The 16525-nt window shown below is 42.0% G+C and carries 13 protein-coding genes; 11 read left to right on the top strand and 2 right to left on the bottom strand.

Annotation, left to right across the window (positions count from 1 at the left end; all coding sequences use genetic code 11):
• Positions 1 to 9 precede the first annotated feature (9 nt).
• Entirely contained in the window at positions 10 to 1650 is a 1641-nt protein-coding gene (locus FNH22_RS09930) for a TldD/PmbA family protein (protein WP_143398210.1), read from the bottom strand.
• 168 nt (positions 1651 to 1818) lie between these two features.
• On the opposite strand from FNH22_RS09930, the gene dinB reads away from it, so the two are divergent.
• Entirely contained in the window at positions 1819 to 2892 is a 1074-nt protein-coding gene (gene dinB / locus FNH22_RS09925) for a DNA polymerase IV (RefSeq protein WP_143398209.1), read from the top strand.
• On the opposite strand, the gene FNH22_RS09920 is transcribed toward dinB, so the two are convergent.
• Positions 2871 to 3335 (bottom strand): YiiD C-terminal domain-containing protein, encoded by a 465-nt coding sequence (locus FNH22_RS09920; protein ID WP_143398208.1) that lies wholly within the window; start codon positions 3333 to 3335, stop codon positions 2871 to 2873. The two genes, dinB and FNH22_RS09920, sit on opposite strands and share 22 nt — an antisense overlap.
• A 171-nt stretch (positions 3336 to 3506) precedes the next feature.
• On the opposite strand from FNH22_RS09920, the gene FNH22_RS09915 reads away from it, so the two are divergent.
• The 10 genes from FNH22_RS09915 to FNH22_RS09870 all read left to right on the top strand — a co-directional run bounded on the left by FNH22_RS09915 (position 3507) and on the right by FNH22_RS09870 (position 16391).
• Complete coding sequence (locus tag FNH22_RS09915) at positions 3507 to 3944, top strand: peptidylprolyl isomerase (protein ID WP_143398207.1); 438 nt, start codon at positions 3507 to 3509, stop codon at positions 3942 to 3944.
• Positions 3945 to 4406: 462 nt separating this feature from the next.
• On the top strand, positions 4407 to 5477 hold the full coding sequence (locus FNH22_RS09910) for an efflux RND transporter periplasmic adaptor subunit (protein ID WP_143398206.1): 1071 nt from the start codon (positions 4407 to 4409) through the stop codon (positions 5475 to 5477).
• Complete coding sequence (locus FNH22_RS09905; RefSeq protein WP_143398205.1) at positions 5474 to 8533, top strand: efflux RND transporter permease subunit; 3060 nt, start codon at positions 5474 to 5476, stop codon at positions 8531 to 8533. The genes FNH22_RS09910 and FNH22_RS09905 overlap by 4 nt, the downstream gene beginning before the upstream one ends.
• A complete protein-coding gene (locus FNH22_RS09900) occupies positions 8530 to 9840 on the top strand; it encodes a TolC family protein (protein WP_143398204.1) in 1311 nt (436 codons plus the stop codon). Before FNH22_RS09905 ends, FNH22_RS09900 begins: the two co-directional genes overlap by 4 nt.
• Positions 9841 to 9984: 144 nt before the next feature.
• Entirely contained in the window at positions 9985 to 10791 is an 807-nt protein-coding gene (locus tag FNH22_RS09895; RefSeq protein WP_143398203.1) for a M57 family metalloprotease, read from the top strand.
• A 158-nt stretch (positions 10792 to 10949) separates the two neighbouring features.
• Positions 10950 to 12464 (top strand): FAD-binding protein, encoded by a 1515-nt coding sequence (locus FNH22_RS09890; RefSeq protein WP_143398202.1) that lies wholly within the window; start codon positions 10950 to 10952, stop codon positions 12462 to 12464.
• A gap of 232 nt (positions 12465 to 12696) precedes the next feature.
• Complete coding sequence (locus FNH22_RS09885) at positions 12697 to 13371, top strand: DUF4332 domain-containing protein (protein ID WP_143398201.1); 675 nt, start codon at positions 12697 to 12699, stop codon at positions 13369 to 13371.
• Positions 13372 to 13584: 213 nt separating this feature from the next.
• Entirely contained in the window at positions 13585 to 14289 is a 705-nt protein-coding gene (locus FNH22_RS09880; RefSeq protein ID WP_255518019.1) for a hypothetical protein, read from the top strand.
• Between the two features lie 222 nt (positions 14290 to 14511).
• A complete protein-coding gene (locus tag FNH22_RS09875; protein WP_143398200.1) occupies positions 14512 to 14874 on the top strand; it encodes a BlaI/MecI/CopY family transcriptional regulator in 363 nt (120 codons plus the stop codon).
• Entirely contained in the window at positions 14871 to 16391 is a 1521-nt protein-coding gene (locus FNH22_RS09870; protein WP_143398199.1) for a TonB family protein, read from the top strand. The genes FNH22_RS09875 and FNH22_RS09870 overlap by 4 nt, the downstream gene beginning before the upstream one ends.
• Positions 16392 to 16525: the final 134 nt, after the last annotated feature.

Below are 16525 nucleotides of genomic sequence, written 5' to 3'. Positions count from 1 at the left end.
CAACAATGATTAAATGTTCCGCCCGGTGTTAATGACATTCACGCCATTGAACCGTGTGGTAGAACTGCCGTGTGACACCGCACTGATCTGCGGTGGTTGGCCTTTTCCATCAAAGAATGATCCGAACATCCGGTAATCACTGGCATCACAGATCTTAGTACAGGAGTTCCAGAACTCTTGGGTATTAGACTGGTAGGCCACATCGTTGAGCATAGGCCCTATTTCACCGTTTTTGATCTCATAAAACACTGTACCACCAAATTGAAAATTATAACGCTGTTGGTCAATAGAGTATGAACCGCGACCTGCGATGTAAATACCCTTTTCCACATCTTTGATCATTTCTTTAATGGAATAGGGTTCTTTTCCAGGTTCTAAGGATACGTTAGGCATCCGCTGAAACTGAACGTCGTTCCAACTCTGGGAATAGCAGCAGCCATGTGACTCCTGCTGGTCGATCATATGCACCTGATCACGTATGGCCTGGTAGTTTACCAGTATCCCGTTTCTCACCAGGTCCCATTCTTTGCAGGCTACACCTTCATCATCATATCCTACTGCCCCTAATGAACCTTCCTGTGTTTTATCAGCCACAAGGTTCACAATATCACTCCCGTATTGAAAGTTTTTTGATTTCCATTTGTCCAGAGTGGCAAAACTGGTACCTGCGTAGTTAGCTTCATAGCCTAATACCCGGTCCAGCTCAAGAGGGTGACCTACAGACTCATGAATGGTAAGTCCTAGGTGGTTAGGTTCGAGTACCAGGTCATACTTTCCTGGCTCAACCGATTTGGCCTCCAACATTTCCTTAGCTTGTTTGGCTGCCAATGTAGCATCTTCCACTATATCATAGCTCTTCCTGAACAAATTAAAACCTGCCGGGCTTTCTACCTTTTCAGAAGACAACCCATCCATATATTCATATCCCATACCCATAGGTGCACTTAATGCCTGCCGGGACTTGAACTTACCCTGGGAACGGTCAATCGCTGTTACTCCGAATGTAGGCCAGATACGATGCACATCCTGATCAATGTAAGAGCCTTCTGTAGAAGCGAAGTACTTTTGCTCATTTACCATAAACAAGGCTGAATTCACAAAATTAGCCCCGTTTTCCATGGCTGAAGCATTGGCACTTAACAGCAAATCCGCCTTTTCTGATACCGGGATCTCTTTGAAGTCTTTTTGGAGTGGTGTTTTCCAGCTTACCTCACCAAGGGATTTCACAGGAGCAAGTTTGACCGGCTCGCTTTGTATCTTGGCATTTGCCTTAGCAATAGCAATGGCCTGTTCAGTAGCTTTTTTTACTCCGTCTTCTGTCACATTGTTGGTAGAGGCGAACCCCCAGGTACCATTGGCGATCACACGTATGCCAATACCGAACGATTCCGTATTGGTCACGTTTTGCACCTTATCTTCACGTGTAAAAACGTATTGGTTCAAATAACGCCCTATGCGCGCATCAGCATAGCTGGCGCCAAAGCTTTTGGCGGTGTTCAGGGCGACATCAGCCATACGTTTCTTTGCAGCTATGTCCATACCCGGGGCGAGTAGCGCCTCAACAGGAATGGCATTGCCTGTCAACTGACCTGGAAGCATTACAGCGCCTGCTCCGAGCCCGGCCAATTGCACAAAATCTCTTCGTTTCAAATTGTCCTCCTTTTGGTTTAGGTGATATGTTTTACTTTAATGTAGAAAAACTCGTTTCTTCATTATACTGTTGAAGATGTTCATTAAAATACCCGAAGCAAAAAGCAATTATTTAAGCGGTTGGAAATACCGGATAACCAATTTCAAGGCAAATGACGTAATACTACTATGCGGAAGATCATACATATCGATATGGATGCTTTCTATGCTTCTGTAGAACAACGTGATAACCCTGACCTGAAAGGGAAACCTTTGGCTGTTGGCGGAAGTTCTGACCGTGGGGTAGTGGCCGCAGCCAGCTATGAAGCCCGGAGGTTTGGTGTAAGATCTGCCATGCCTTCCAAAATAGCTGCCCGAAAGTGCCCTGATCTTATTTTTGTAAGACCTCGCTTTGACGCATATAAAGAAGTATCCCATCAGATCAGGGATATTTTTTATAACTACACAGACCTGGTAGAGCCATTATCTCTTGATGAAGCTTACCTGGACGTAACTACCAATAAGAAATCGTTACCATCCGCCACTCTTATCGCCCATGAAATTAAAACCCGGATCAGGCAGCAAACACACCTGACGGCTTCTGCAGGTATTTCTATCAATAAGTTTCTTGCAAAAACAGCTTCCGATGTCAATAAACCGGATGGACTATTTGTTATTCCCCCGGATGAAGCTATCGCATATGTAGAAAAACTACCTATAGAACGTTTTTTTGGGATTGGTAAGGTGACCGCTGAAAAGATGCATAAAATGGGCATTTATAACGGACTGGACCTGAAACAACTGTCTGAGCCGGATTTAGTGAGCCGGTTTGGTAAGGCTGGTCGCTATTACTTCCGGATTGCCCGTGCCCAGGACGAGCGTGAGGTCAATCCTAATCGTATTCGCAAATCATTAGGAGCTGAGAACACCTTCGAACAAGACCTGACTCAACTGGAACAGATCAGGGAGCAACTATTGCATATTACTGAAATACTCACCGGACGTATGGAGCACTCTAACACGAAAGGCAAGACATTGACGCTAAAAGTAAAATTCTCTGATTTCCAGATTATCACACGAAGCAAAACGCTGACGACCTGGATTGAAGATGAAAAACAAATTATAGCGCTGTTTGAGGAACTGCTTCAAACTCTGGACATGAACAACATTAAAATACGGCTGTTGGGACTGTCCGTATCCAATCTTAATCATGAAATGAAAGAGGAAGAGCCTCCCGGGCTTCAGCTAACGCTGGATTTTTGATTAAAGGCCTCCCAGTCAAAGTCTTTCTTCCTGATATAAACGATCTTATCCACCTCAGTGACTACCTCACCTGCCGCATTACGCACTTCACAAAGGAATGTATAGTCTTTTTTACCAATCTGGTCCAGCTCGCTTCTGATATCCTTAACTTCATCTTTACTGACTTCAAAAACACAACGCAAGGTGCCTTTACCAGGTTTTAAATAACGGATATTGGCAGATTTATCCACTACCACATACCGTTTACCCAGGTTAGCCGTAAGAATAAACATATACCAGGGGTCACACATAGAATAAAGCGACCCGCCATAATGAATGCCTATGAGGTTTCGGTTATACCATTTTAGTTTCATTTCCACTTCAAAACGAGTGTAGTCATCAGAAATGGATTTGAGGCTGATCCCGGTGCCCAGCATTGGCGGCCACCAGTTAATCAGTTTCATTTTGGTCTTATAACTCAACATAGGTCAAAATTAATTTAAAACACTTAAAGCACTCTCCTTCTCCCAAAAAGTCATCAAGGTGGTTACCTCTTTTACCTCCGCCATTGCGATACATTTAAAACTCAGTTTTTTAGCAAAGTTTTAATAGGTTTGCAAAAATAAAAAGCAACTATGAAAACAGCCGAGATCGTAACAGACAAAGGAACTATGAAAGTGGAGTTTTATGACAATGATGCTCCCAACACTGTAGAGAATTTTATTAAGCTTTCTAAAAGCGGATATTATGATGGCCTTACTTTTCACCGTGTTATCCCCAACTTCGTGATCCAGGGTGGATGCCCTGATGGTACCGGCGCCGGTGGCCCGGGCTATCAAATTGATTGTGAACTGGACGGAGACAATCAATACCATGATCGTGGTGTGTTATCCATGGCACATGCAGGACGTAACACGGGTGGCAGTCAGTTTTTTATCTGCCACAGTCGTGAAAATACTCAACACCTGGACCGTAACCATACGTGTTTTGGAAAAGTGGTGGAAGGTGTAGAAGTAGTAGATGACATCCGCCAGGGCGACAAGATCCAGCAAATCAAAATACAGGAAGACTAATATCCAGATTTCATTCTTCCCGGATAAGACATAGGTCACCGGGAAGGATACCTGTTCTGCCTTAAACAGTCAATGTAGCAATAGTGGTAAGATTTACATGATGTAAAACCACTTTTCAAATAAGTGTGTTGCTATTTATTGTTAAGTTAAGTTCAAATTAATGCATAGGTTACATGATGAATTATACTTGCGGTATTGTGAAACTTTCGATCGGTCGGCAATAGGCAAATGATAGGTTTACCGATGGTTTATGGCCAACTGCTGACTTTAAGAACGGAACCGGAAAAATAGTTAACCGTCATCTAACACTTAACTTAACACTAGTAATGCACAGTCATTCAGCGCAAAAAGGCTGCCTTCCAACCTTTACAACAAGACATAAATCCTGTTTTTTCTGTAATTATGATGAACGGTCAGGCAAATCCCCTTTTAATGGCTTTACCTTTGTGTTTTAGTTGATTCATGAACAAAACAATCAAGATGTTGTTGGTGCTGGTGATAGCTTCAATAGCAGCAGTATTTATTTTTTTCCCTAACATTTTCAGTGCAGAACACCCCAAGGAGTCTTCTGCAGAAAGTAGAAGTAGGCCTCCGTTACCTGTCAACGGTGTTATAGCTAAAAGAAGCACCCTTGATAACAGCCTGAGAATCACAGGATCTTTACTTCCTAATGAATCGGTAGTGTTGAAAAGTGAAGTAGCGGGTGTTGTAGCCGACATATTGTTTGAAGAAGGTCAGAAAGTGAAAAAAGGTCAACTACTGATCCAATTGAACGATGAACAGATCAAGGCAGAGATAGCAAAATTTCAGTTCGCTAAAAAGCTCAATGAAGATATTGAATACCGACAGAAGCAGCTCCTTGCTAAAGAAGCTATAAGCAAAGAAGAATACGAAACATCGCTTACCATTCTGAATACAACTATAGCAGATATTAAAGTGTTACAGGTACAATTGCAAAAACATAAGATCAGAGCTCCTTTCGACGGTATCATTGGGTTAAGGTCAGTCAGTATCGGTCGTTACCTGAATCCATCGGATGATATTGCCACCGTATACAGCATAAATCCTATAAAACTGGATTTTTCAGTCCCTGGGAAATACGCTAATGAGGTGAACCCTGGCGATAAGGTCCTTTTTAAAACAGATGCCAGTGAAATAGAATTCAGTGGAAGTATTTACGCTATAGAACCCCAGATCGACCCTCAAACACGTAGTCTGCGTATACGTGCAAAAAGCACTAACCCGAAAAACCAATTGCTGCCGGGCCAGTTTGCAGAGATCAAGCTGACCTTAGAGACTTTTGAAGAAGCCATTATGGTACCTACCGAAGCTGTGATCCCCGAATTGAGTGGTAAAAAGCTTTTTGTCATGGAAAATGGGTTGGTCCAGAACCGCCCCGTACAAACAGGTATTCGTACCGCTGACCAGGTACAGATCACTTCAGGGATCAATCTCGGGGACACTGTACTTACTACAGGTATTCTACAACTAAGGGCTGGAATGAAAGCAGATATAACGCTGACAACTGAATGAGCAGTTTATCCAATATAAGTATAGACCGGCCGGTATTGGCCATTGTCATGTCATTGCTGATCATGATCATGGGTGTCGTGGGATTCAACTTTCTGGGTGTACGTGAATATCCCAGCGTAGACCCTCCTATCATTACCGTATCTACCAGTTATGCCGGTGCCAATGCTGATATCGTGGAAACTCAAATTACCGAACCACTGGAAGAATCTATCAACGGTATACAGGGCATTGAATCATTAAGTTCCGTTTCCCGTGACGGACGAAGTACCATCCGGGTAGAATTTGGTATTGATAGTGACCTGGAAGCGGCTGCCAATGACGTGAGAGATAAGGTCTCGCGGGCCGTAAGAAACCTGCCACCCGATGCTGAACCCCCTGTAGTGTCCAAATCAGATGCGGACTCTTCTCCCATTATTGGTGTACGCATATTCAGTCGGCAGCGTAGCTTATTGGAAATATCAGAAATAGCCAACAACGTATTCAAAGAAAACTTCCAGACCATAGCGGGCGTCAGTGAAGTACGTATATGGGGAGAAAAACGCTACTCTATCCGCCTTTGGATGGACCCGGTTAAGCTGGCGGCATACAAAGTAACTCCGTTGGACGTTTTCAATGCAGTAAATGCACAAAACCTGGAACTACCTTCCGGAAGAATAGAAGGCAACACTACTGAACTTTCAGTACGTACGCTCGGGCGGCTAAATACCCCGGAAGAATTCAATGACCTTATTATTAAAGAAGACGAAAGTGGTGTGACCCGGTTCAGAGATATAGGCAGAGCAGAGTTTTTCCCGGAAAATGAACGTACTGTGTTAAAAAATAACGGGGTCCCCATGGTGATCACGGTAGTTACTCCACAACCCGGATCGAATAACCTGGATATCTCAAAAGAATTCTACAAACGTCTGGAAGGTATCAAAAAGAACCTGGCATCGGACATAGAGCTGGAAATATCCTTTGATAACACCGAATACATTACCGAATCCATCAATGAAGTAGAGCAAACGATATACATTGCCTTTGGCCTTGTAGCACTTATTATTTTTGCTTTTCTGAGAGATTGGCGTACCACTTTTATTCCCATCATTACAGTACCTATCAGCCTGGTAGGGGCCTTTTTCCTGATGTATACCTTCGATTTCTCGATCAATGTTTTAACACTTTTAGGAATTGTTTTAGCCATCGGTTTAGTGGTAGATGATGCTATAGTGGTATTGGAAAACATCTATTCGAAAATTGAAAATGGAGAGGAACCCCACGAAGCAGGTAAAAAAGGAGCACAAGAGATCTTTTTTGCTGTAATCAGTACTACCGTAGCATTAACCTCGGTATTTTTTCCTATTGTTTTTTTACAGGGACTCACCGGCAGACTGTTTCGGGAGTTCGGCGTGGTTGTGGCAGGGGCTGTGATCATTTCCAGTTTTGTAGCCCTGACACTTACCCCTATGCTTTCTTCCAATATGCTGAAGAAACGTGAGAAGCAGCAGTGGATCTATACCAGGACCGAACCTTTTTTCAAATGGTTGAACAGGGTGTATGGAAATGCGCTGGATAGCTTTATGAATATCAAATGGGTGGCTTTTGTGGTCATTGGCTTGTCCGGAGTATCGATCTACCTCTTGGGTCAAAACATTGCGAAGGAACTTTCACCTATGGAAGACCGTGGTAACTTTAGAATATATGCCACCGGCCCGGAAGGTGCCACCTTTGATTATATGGACTTCTACATGGACCAGATATTGGAACTGGTGAGCAATGAAGTGCCTGAGAATAAAAGTATCCTAACCATTACCTCTCCCGGGTTTGGAGCATCCTCCAGCGTCAATTCAGGGTTTGCCGTGGTGAACCTGGTAGATGCAGTAGACCGCAAAAGAAGCCAAAGCCAGGTAGTGGATGAAATAAAACCATTGGTCGCTAAAAATACCAGGGCCAGGGCTTTTGTGTCTCAGCCACAGACCATAGGCAACCGACGTGGCCGCCTTCCCGTTCAGTATGTGCTCCAGGCTCCCAACCTGGATAAACTCAAAGAGGTTATACCATCTTTCATAAAAGAAGCCAATCAAACCGGGGTTTTTGACTTCGTGAATGTCGATTTAAAATTCAACAAGCCTGAAATAAATATCGCTATTGATCGTAACAAGGCACGTGATCTGGGGGTGTCGGTACAAAACATTGCCCAGACGCTACAGCTTTCGCTGAGTGGTCAGCGCTTCGGGTATTTCATTAAGGACGGTAAGCAGTACCAGATCATTGGTCAGATGGAGAGAAGTGACCGGGACGACCCACTCGACCTTAAATCTATTTATATTGAGAATGAAGATGGTGAATTGATACAAATGGATAACCTGGTCACCCTTGAAGAAAAAAGTACTCCTCCCCAACTCTATCGTTACAACCGATTCGCTTCAGCCACTATCTCTGCCAGCCTGGCGGCCGGAAACTCCCTAGGTGATGGTATAGAGGCAATGGATGAGGTAGCTGCAAAAGTATTGGACGGCTCATTCAGCACTGCACTGGCAGGCACTTCACTGGAATTTACGCAAAGTTCCGGAAACCTGTATTTTGCTTTTGGTTTTGCCCTGGTATTGATCTACCTGGTACTGGCCGCGCAGTTTGAAAGTTTTCGTGATCCTCTGATCATTATGTTTACCGTGCCATTGGCACTGGCAGGCACACTGCTCTCGTTGTATGCCTTTGGAGAGACCATCAATATTTTTAGCCAGATCGGTATTATTGTGTTGATAGGCCTGGTGACTAAAAATGGGATTTTAATTGTGGAATTCGCCAACCAGCGCAAAGCCCAGGACATGAGTGTAAAAGAAGCTATCTTAGGTGCTGCTAAAGCACGCTTTCGTCCCATATTAATGACCAGCCTTTCTACTGTTTTAGGCATATTACCTATAGCCCTGGCCTTAGGAGCTGGCTCTGAAAGCCGGGTTTCCATGGGTATTGCCGTTATTGGAGGGATGTTATTTGCCACCGTACTTACACTTTTTGTTATTCCTGCTGTTTACGTCTTCATTACCAGCAGGCAAAAAAGACTCGCCAGGACATGAAAAAACTGATCACTCTTTTTCTTGTTGTCGGTATCTGTTCTTCGGCAAGCGCCCAGGATATCCTTACCGTAGAAGATGCTGTACAGATAGCGCTGGAAAACAATTATGATATCAAAATAGCAGAAAACAGTTTTGAGATCACAGAAAACGATGCTACCCTCGGTAATGCAGGTTTTTTACCTCGTGTTACCGCTTCTTTCAATCGTAATTTCGGACGGCAGTCTTTTGATCAGTTAAGAGCATCAGGAGATGTACGTGAAGAGTCCGGAGTTAAATCTAATAGCCTCTCTTATGGTGCGAGACTGGATTGGACTATCTTCAATGGATTAGGAATGTTTGTGGCCAGTGATATCTTAAAAGAATTGACCGCACTCGAAAAAGAAAATCTTAAATTCCAAATACAAACCACTATTTTCGAACTGCAGTCCTCCTTTTATCTGGCAGCAGCAGAAAAAGAACGACTGCGTCTGCTGAATAGTAATGTAACCCTGTCTGAAGATCGTCTTCAAGTGGCAAAACAAAAGTATGAGCTTGGCAAAGCTTCTAAACTTGAATATCTGCAGGCCCAGGTTGACCTTAACGCAGACCGATCCAATTATATACAACAAATCGAACGGCTGGCACGAGGGAAGTTTGATCTGCTCCAACTTATGGCACTGGACACTGATTCCATTGAATTTGACCTGGACTACACACTGTTATTTGATAATGAACTCAACCTAAATGATCTTTTATCAGCAGTAGAGATGCAAAACCCCGAACTTACCAGCCTGAAGAAACAAGAATTGTTACGCCATCAAAATGAGCTTCTTCTAAAAAGTGAAATGCTTCCCAGCGTTGGTCTGTTTGCTGATTTTACCCATACCAATTCAGAATCTCCGGCAGGTTTCGTGGTAGAAAACACTTCAGATAATATTACCTATGGTCTTTCTGCTTCCTGGGTATTGTTTGACGGTTTTAACCTGCAACGCAGAAAACAGAATGCAAGAATTGATTCTGAAACTGCACAATTTCAGTATGAAAATCGTCTGTTGGCCATAAAAACGGACATCAAAACCAATTACCTCAACTATCGCAATAATTTAGACTTGCTTACCCTCGAAAGAGAAAACTTGGAAGTAGCCAAAGAGAACAATGAAATAGCTCAAGAGCGGTATGAGATAGGGTTGTCTAACGCACTGGAATTGAGAGAGTCTCAAATCAATTTGATCAACGCTGAGTTAAGAGCGCAAAATGCGGCTTTCGCAGCTAAAGTTGCTGAAATAACACTTAAATTTTTAGCTGGCACCTCTATCAAAACCAAGTAAATCAACTCCTCCTAAGTATATTTTAGCTAAAATACTTCATCGATACTGTCAAGGTAATATTCATTATCTTTTTCAATTTTAATTTAATCTTAAAATAATTTAATTTAACAGATAATTATTTAATTAACCTAAACCCAATTAGTTATGAAAAAGTTCTCTTTATGGGGCATTGCCCTGATGGCCTTAATGGTATTTGCCTGTAGTCAGGAAGAAGAATCTGCCACTCCACAGGATGAAGTATCCCCGGAAATATTAAATCAATTAAAAGCCATTGGTTTCAATACAGTGGATTTCGATGTAAAAAAGATAGAGACCGGGTATATTGTAGAGCGTGACATTTTACTGACCGAAGAGCAGATCATGAACATGTCACCTGCCGGCACCACTCCTACGGAAGAGCATTATTCTACGGACAACCTGGTAACGGGTACTCCACGCGTCATTTCCGTCTTTGTGAATATGCCACAGCGTTATAGAGATGCTACCGACATTGCCATTGCGAGGTACAATGCAGAGCCTCTGAACCTCACATTCCAACAGGTAGGCTCCGCTGCCGGTGCTGACATGGTCATTCAGGCCTCGCCTTTCTGGTATTTCTGGTTTGGCATCCTGGGATCAGCCGGGTTCCCAACAGCAGGAGGAGATCCTTTCAACGAAATTCTATTGACCCGCCAGTTCTATGACAATGTGGTAAACATAAATGGTCTCGCTACTACCATAGCTCATGAAATGGGTCACTGCATAGGTTTCCGTCATACCGACTATATGGACAGAAGCTTCAGCTGCGGTGGTGCTCCTGATAACGAAGGTGACGGTGGTATTGGAGCTAACTATATTCCAGGAACACCCGTTGGACCTGAAGCCGGTTCATGGATGCTGGCATGTGGAAGCCCCGAAGGGGACCGCCCATTTACCGCCAATGACAAAACAGCACTGAATTTCTTATACTGATCATAACCTATTAACTGTCAAAGAGCTACCTCCAAATAAGGGGTAGCTCTTTTTTTGATATGGTCATTAATTTTATTTTTTATCAAAATAATCATATTATTGTAATACTATTAGCTAAGTAGCGCCCATTCCCATTATGCCCTGTAAATCACTTTTCTATGAGAATCATTAAAAACAAACGTTGGTTTAACACCATCAAAAAGTTTGGTGGGCGGATGCCATATTATTGTATTCCTAAGTCATTACAGGACGTAATATTACTGGTTAAACGTGCCGAAAGTGAGAACAAACGTATTAAAGCCGTGGGTTCCGGCCACTCATTTTCCGATGTAGCTGTTCCTGAAAGTTATCTGGTAGATCTCAAAAAGCTGGACAAGCTCTTATCCTTAGACAAGGACACCATCAAGCCTGACTTTCATACATTAAACCTGGTGCATGTAGAGGGTGGAATGACTGTGCAGAAGTTTAACCGTAGGATGGAACTCATGGACCTCTGTGTAGCCAATATGGGAGGTATAGACAATCAAACGCTGGCAGGCGCCATTGCCACGGGCACACACGGCACTGGGTTAGGCCTACCCTCCTTTCCCGGCATGGTACGCTCGCTGCTACTAGTGACACATGGAGGTAAATGCTTACGCATAGAACCTACAAACGGCATCACAAACGCGGACCAATATAACGAAACCGGGGTGGAGTTGGTCCAGAATGACAAGATCTTTTATAGCGCTATCCTTAGTCTTGGCTGTTTCGGTATTGTATATTCTTTTATCCTGGAAATGGAAAAGATGTATTACCTGGAGGAAACAAAAAAGTGTTACGAGTGGAGTACTATTAAACCTCAATTGGAAGACAGAAGTCTGTTCTATGAGAAAGACGGTACTACACCTATCCGGGGAGTAATGGTACAGGTCAATCCCTACGAAAATGACCAAAAAGACCATACGTGCATTGTAGTAAGGCACCGGTTGATCGAAAAAAAACGTGGCAGGTCCATAGGTGATGCCACCCGAAACTGGATAAGCAGTATTTTGGGGCGTCTTCCCGTCTCTTATTGGGTAATACGAAGAATAGCCAATAAAAACGCTGCTAAAATGCCCAAAATGATAGACCGTTCTCTCCGGTCCCTTAAAGACAAACGCTATATCAACAAAGGCTATAAAATATTATATCAAGGCGCTGAATTTGTAAAGATCAGGGCCTATGACAGTGAGTTTGCCTTTGATATGACCGGCAATAAAAATGACTTTGTCGTAGCCCTGGAGGAAATGTTCAAAAAGGCTGAGAGCAACAAGGCCGATAAACTTTACCAAACCGCCCCAATGGGTTTACGTTTTGTAGACCAATCCCCCGCTTACCTTTCACCCGAATACCGCGGACAGGTAGCCTATATCGATACTCCTTTTATTCTCCATACCCCAAAACTGGACGAGATCCTGCTTGGGTACCAGGAGATTATGTTGAAAAACAAGGGTATCCCCCACTGGGGGAAGATCAACACCATCCTTGACGGCAAACCTGAGATAATCCAGGCCAACTATCCCAAACTGAAAGAATGGCAAGAGGTTTTCAGAGAATTTAATCCCAACAAAATCTTCAGCAACAAATTTTCAGACCGGTTGAACCTGGGGTTTATCGGTGAAGAAGTGCCTTCAGAAAACCTGAATGTGTAAATGTGTATCCTGATTTTCCAGGCGCTCTCAAACAAATGAGAAAATAATTATTCATTGAACAGGCACTAGTTTTTAAAGACAAGTGTTTATCTAATGAGCATATAGGAAAGATCCGGCTTATTGGTTGCATAGACTTGGTCAAAGCTCACAGGCGAACCAACATCATGCTTGGGAATAATAGCATTGTTCTCCATATTGACTAGAGCAAATACCAATATAAAGGAATGATAAAATGGGATACTATATTAATTTAAAAAGCATCAGTATTGATAAGTACAAAGAAGTCTTAAAAAGGGCTGACTTAATCCCAAGTTGGAAAGTCCTGGAAGAAGATATCGATAAAAACCTTGACGTTATTAAGAAATATAACATTGAGAACCTTGACGAATTATTAATAGCCCTTAAGGACAAAAACAAAATCCATGAATTCTCAAAACAAAGCGGGTTACAGGAGAATTACTTAACTGTACTCAAAAGAGTGGTAAACGGCTATCGACAGAAACCGAATAGAATAAAAGATTTTACATGCATAGGGGAAGAAACGGTCGCCACACTCGAAAAACTAGGAATAAAAAATACGCTTACATTATATGACAAGATACTAACTGACGAAAAAAGAACCTCACTTTCCAAGGAAGCAGGAATTAGTAAGAGTGAAATAATGAAGCTTACGAAATTAGCAGACCTTTCCCGTATAAATTGGGTGAACCATACCTTCGCCTATGTATTACTTGAAGCAGGCTATGATACTGCTGAAAAAGTGGCAAATGCCCATTACAAGGAGTTATATGAGACAGTAAAACAACTCAACCAGGAAAGAGAACTATACAATGCACATATTGGCGCTCGTGACATGAACAGGTGTATTGAATCTGCTAAGGGCCTGGAGTTAGAAGTAGAATATTAGTTTTTTGTTCTAACACTAACACAAATGCATTCCAATTTCTTGTAAAGCGGCAAATGTAGGATTTCTAAGCGCATATTTTTGACAAACTTGTTTTGGTCCACATTGCAGGAATCACAGCTTAATTTCACCTCCCGGACAAACGCGTATTAATAGTAAAAGTTGTATATCAAATATTTACAAACACTATATTTCTGAATAACAAGTCCTCCGGGCGTGCCTGAAGATTTGAGTATATTTGAAAGGTTGATAACAGGAATGGCTCCTGTTATTAGTTGGTTACCGGTAAATAAAATAGTAAAAGTGCTCAAAAAAACTTTCTTAGAACTTTTGATAAAATATACAGATAACAAAAACCTGGTCAATGAACTATGGAACGAAATCGAGACAAACTATTCGAGTAAAAAAAGACATTATCATACCCTACAACATCTTGAAAGTCTATTAATTCAATGCATTAAAATAAAAAGAGAAATACGCAATTGGGACGCTATATTATTCACACTTTATTATCACGATGTAGTATACAACCCACTAAAATCAAATAACGAAGAAAAAAGTGCTGAACTTGCTGAAATACGAATGAAAAAAATTTCTGTTCCTGATGACACAATAAAACTTTGCAAAAGACAAATTCTAGCCACCAAATCCCATAGTAAATCACCTGACTCCGACACGAATTATTTTACAGATACTGACCTTTCCGTATTAGGGCAAAATTGGAAAAAATATTCCGAGTATTATAAGAACGTAAGAAAGGAGTATCGCATTTACCCAGACCTTATTTACAATCCAGGTCGCAAAAAGGTGTTAACCCATTTTTTGGAAATGGACAGAATATTCAAGACAGATATTTTTTATAAAACGTTTGAAGCACAAGCAAAACAAAACATACAACAAGAAATGGAATTGCTTTCATGAACCCAACTACTGAAACACCCATTCTCCGGCTTACCAAGTCAGATTGACTTCATCTTCTTTGAGGCCATCACTCACTATCTCCTGCGATGACCACCCCTTTTTACATCTATCCAATCATCAAAACTAAACTTTTAGTTTGTTTGCTTGGACAAGTGGTTTTCCCCCGATATATTTGAACTAATAATATAGTTTAAACTAATCGAATAGTTTCAAAGAAGCGTAATGAAAGAACTAACGAAAGCCGAAGACGAAATCATGCAAGTCCTATGGCAGCTGGACTCAGCATTCGTAAAGGACATCATCACCAAACTACCTGAACCAAAACCTGCCTACAATACCGTATCTACGATCGTTCGGATCTTACAGCAAAAGGGATTCGTAGGACATGAAATACATGGTAAGTCCCATAAATATTACCCTTTGATCACTAAAGAAGCTTATACCCGGTCATTTATGAAAGGATTTGTAAAAAGGTACTTCAGTGGCTCTTATCAGCAAATGGTTTCCTTTTTTACCAAGGAGGACAACCTTAGCCTCAGTGAATTGGAGCAACTCCTTAATGACCTCAAAAACAAAGACGCATGAGCAATTATTTAACAGAATTTTCGATTATCCATATTGCACTGGTGCTGGGGTATTGGTTTTTTCTAAGAAAAGAACGACAGTATGCTAAAATGAGATTTTATCTTCTGGCCTCCACCCTTCTGGCGCTTATCATCCCATTGATCAAACTGCCAAAGCTATTATTTCAAAGCAATGACCCTATACATACGATGCCCTTGGAAACCATCCAGCTGGATGCTATGACCGTAACTACTAAGGCCGATGCTTCGATCTGGAACCCTGACTTGCTCATCTGGATATATGTGACCATTAGTGTGTTCTTTCTGATCAAATTTCTGAACAGTCTTTTCTATCTGATCTACTTAGAGCGCAGGAGCAGCTGTGAAAAATTTAATGACCTGTATGTCCTTAAAGTCGCAAATATTAAAGGAAGCTTCACCTTTTTCAACTGGATCTTCCTAAGTGATGAGATCGATAAAAGCCAAGAAGATTATGAGGTTATCTTAAAGCATGAAAAGGCACATGCCTCTTTGGGACACACCTATGACTTAATGTTCTTCGAGCTGTTTAAAGTATGTTTCTGGTGGCTTCCCACCACATGGTTCATCAATAAAGAAATTAGAAAAATACACGAATATCAGGCTGATGCATGTGCACTTAAGTCGTACGGCATTGACCAATATTCGTCTATACTGATCAGTTCTACTTTGAGAACAAATGGACTGAGCCTGGCCAGCTCGTTTCATGATGGTTTAATTTTAAAACGACTAATAGCAATGAAACAACAAGCAAAAAATGTAAGCCCATGGAAATTGGGAACACTTGGTGCTCTGGGTGTGATACTTTTCGTAGTATTCGCATGCAGTGAAGAGCAGGACGGGAAAACAAAAGATATTTTTAGCCAAAGCAACGCTGATGAGTACAAAATGGACGGTGAAGTATACACGGTGGTGGAAGAACTACCACAGTATCCCGGGGGTCTGGACGCGCTCTATGATTACGTTGCAAGTGAAATAAAGTATCCAGAAGAAGCCAGGACTGGAGGTATTGAAGGACGTGTATATGTACAATTCGTCGTGGAAAAAGACGGGTCCTTATCAGATGTAAAGGTCATCAAAGGGATTGACGCCGACTGTGACAGCGAGGCTACGAGAGTCGTACAAAACGCCTCCAAGTTTAAGCCGGGATCTCAAAGAGGTAAGGCGGTAAGAGTACGCATGACACTACCCATTGTTTTCAAGCTTAACGAAGGTAAGTCTAATGCAGATAACAGCGCACAGGGCATAATTGTTGTAGAGGAAGTTCAGCTGAAAAAAGATCGGCTTAAGGTAGACGCTCAATACTCCGATGGCCAATGGTCCGGCACTGTCTATGATGATGAAGGTAAGGAGTTACCAGGGGCCAACATAGTGGTCACCGGAACTACAACAGGGACCGTATCTGACCTTGACGGCACTTTCAAAGTGAAAGCTGATGGACCCAATGACTTGCATATAAGCTTCGTTGGATATGAAAATGTCAGATTAGAAGTTAAATAATGTGTTACAGAAAATACAGGTTTATCGCGTAAGTCATGACAGTTTAAGACATACGCAATATTTTCAGTTTTTCAATTTCTAGGATATTATTATAGTTAGGCTATGGGTTTGTGGATAATTTTATTAGGTTAGCC

It is taken from the genome of Fulvivirga sp. M361 (genome assembly GCF_007097395.1).
Taxonomy (GTDB): Bacteria; Bacteroidota; Bacteroidia; order Cytophagales; family Cyclobacteriaceae; genus Fulvivirga.
The sequence above is the reverse complement of the archived record's forward strand: the minus strand, read 5'-3'. Positions and strand labels throughout refer to the sequence as shown.

Excerpts from the sequence above, each read along its gene's own strand:
- dinB (WP_143398209.1), top strand. The coding sequence starts at position 1,819 with ATGCGGAAGATCATACATATCGATATGGATGCTTTCTATGCTTCTGTA.
- FNH22_RS09920 (WP_143398208.1), bottom strand. The coding sequence starts at position 3,335 with ATGAAACTGATTAACTGGTGGCCGCCAATGCTGGGCACCGGGATCAGC.
- FNH22_RS09915 (WP_143398207.1), top strand. The coding sequence starts at position 3,507 with ATGAAAACAGCCGAGATCGTAACAGACAAAGGAACTATGAAAGTGGAG.
- FNH22_RS09910 (WP_143398206.1), top strand. The coding sequence starts at position 4,407 with ATGAACAAAACAATCAAGATGTTGTTGGTGCTGGTGATAGCTTCAATA.
- FNH22_RS09905 (WP_143398205.1), top strand. The coding sequence starts at position 5,474 with ATGAGCAGTTTATCCAATATAAGTATAGACCGGCCGGTATTGGCCATT.
- FNH22_RS09900 (WP_143398204.1), top strand. The coding sequence starts at position 8,530 with ATGAAAAAACTGATCACTCTTTTTCTTGTTGTCGGTATCTGTTCTTCG.
- FNH22_RS09895 (WP_143398203.1), top strand. The coding sequence starts at position 9,985 with ATGAAAAAGTTCTCTTTATGGGGCATTGCCCTGATGGCCTTAATGGTA.
- FNH22_RS09890 (WP_143398202.1), top strand. The coding sequence starts at position 10,950 with ATGAGAATCATTAAAAACAAACGTTGGTTTAACACCATCAAAAAGTTT.
- FNH22_RS09885 (WP_143398201.1), top strand. The coding sequence starts at position 12,697 with ATGGGATACTATATTAATTTAAAAAGCATCAGTATTGATAAGTACAAA.
- FNH22_RS09875 (WP_143398200.1), top strand. The coding sequence starts at position 14,512 with ATGAAAGAACTAACGAAAGCCGAAGACGAAATCATGCAAGTCCTATGG.
- FNH22_RS09870 (WP_143398199.1), top strand. The coding sequence starts at position 14,871 with ATGAGCAATTATTTAACAGAATTTTCGATTATCCATATTGCACTGGTG.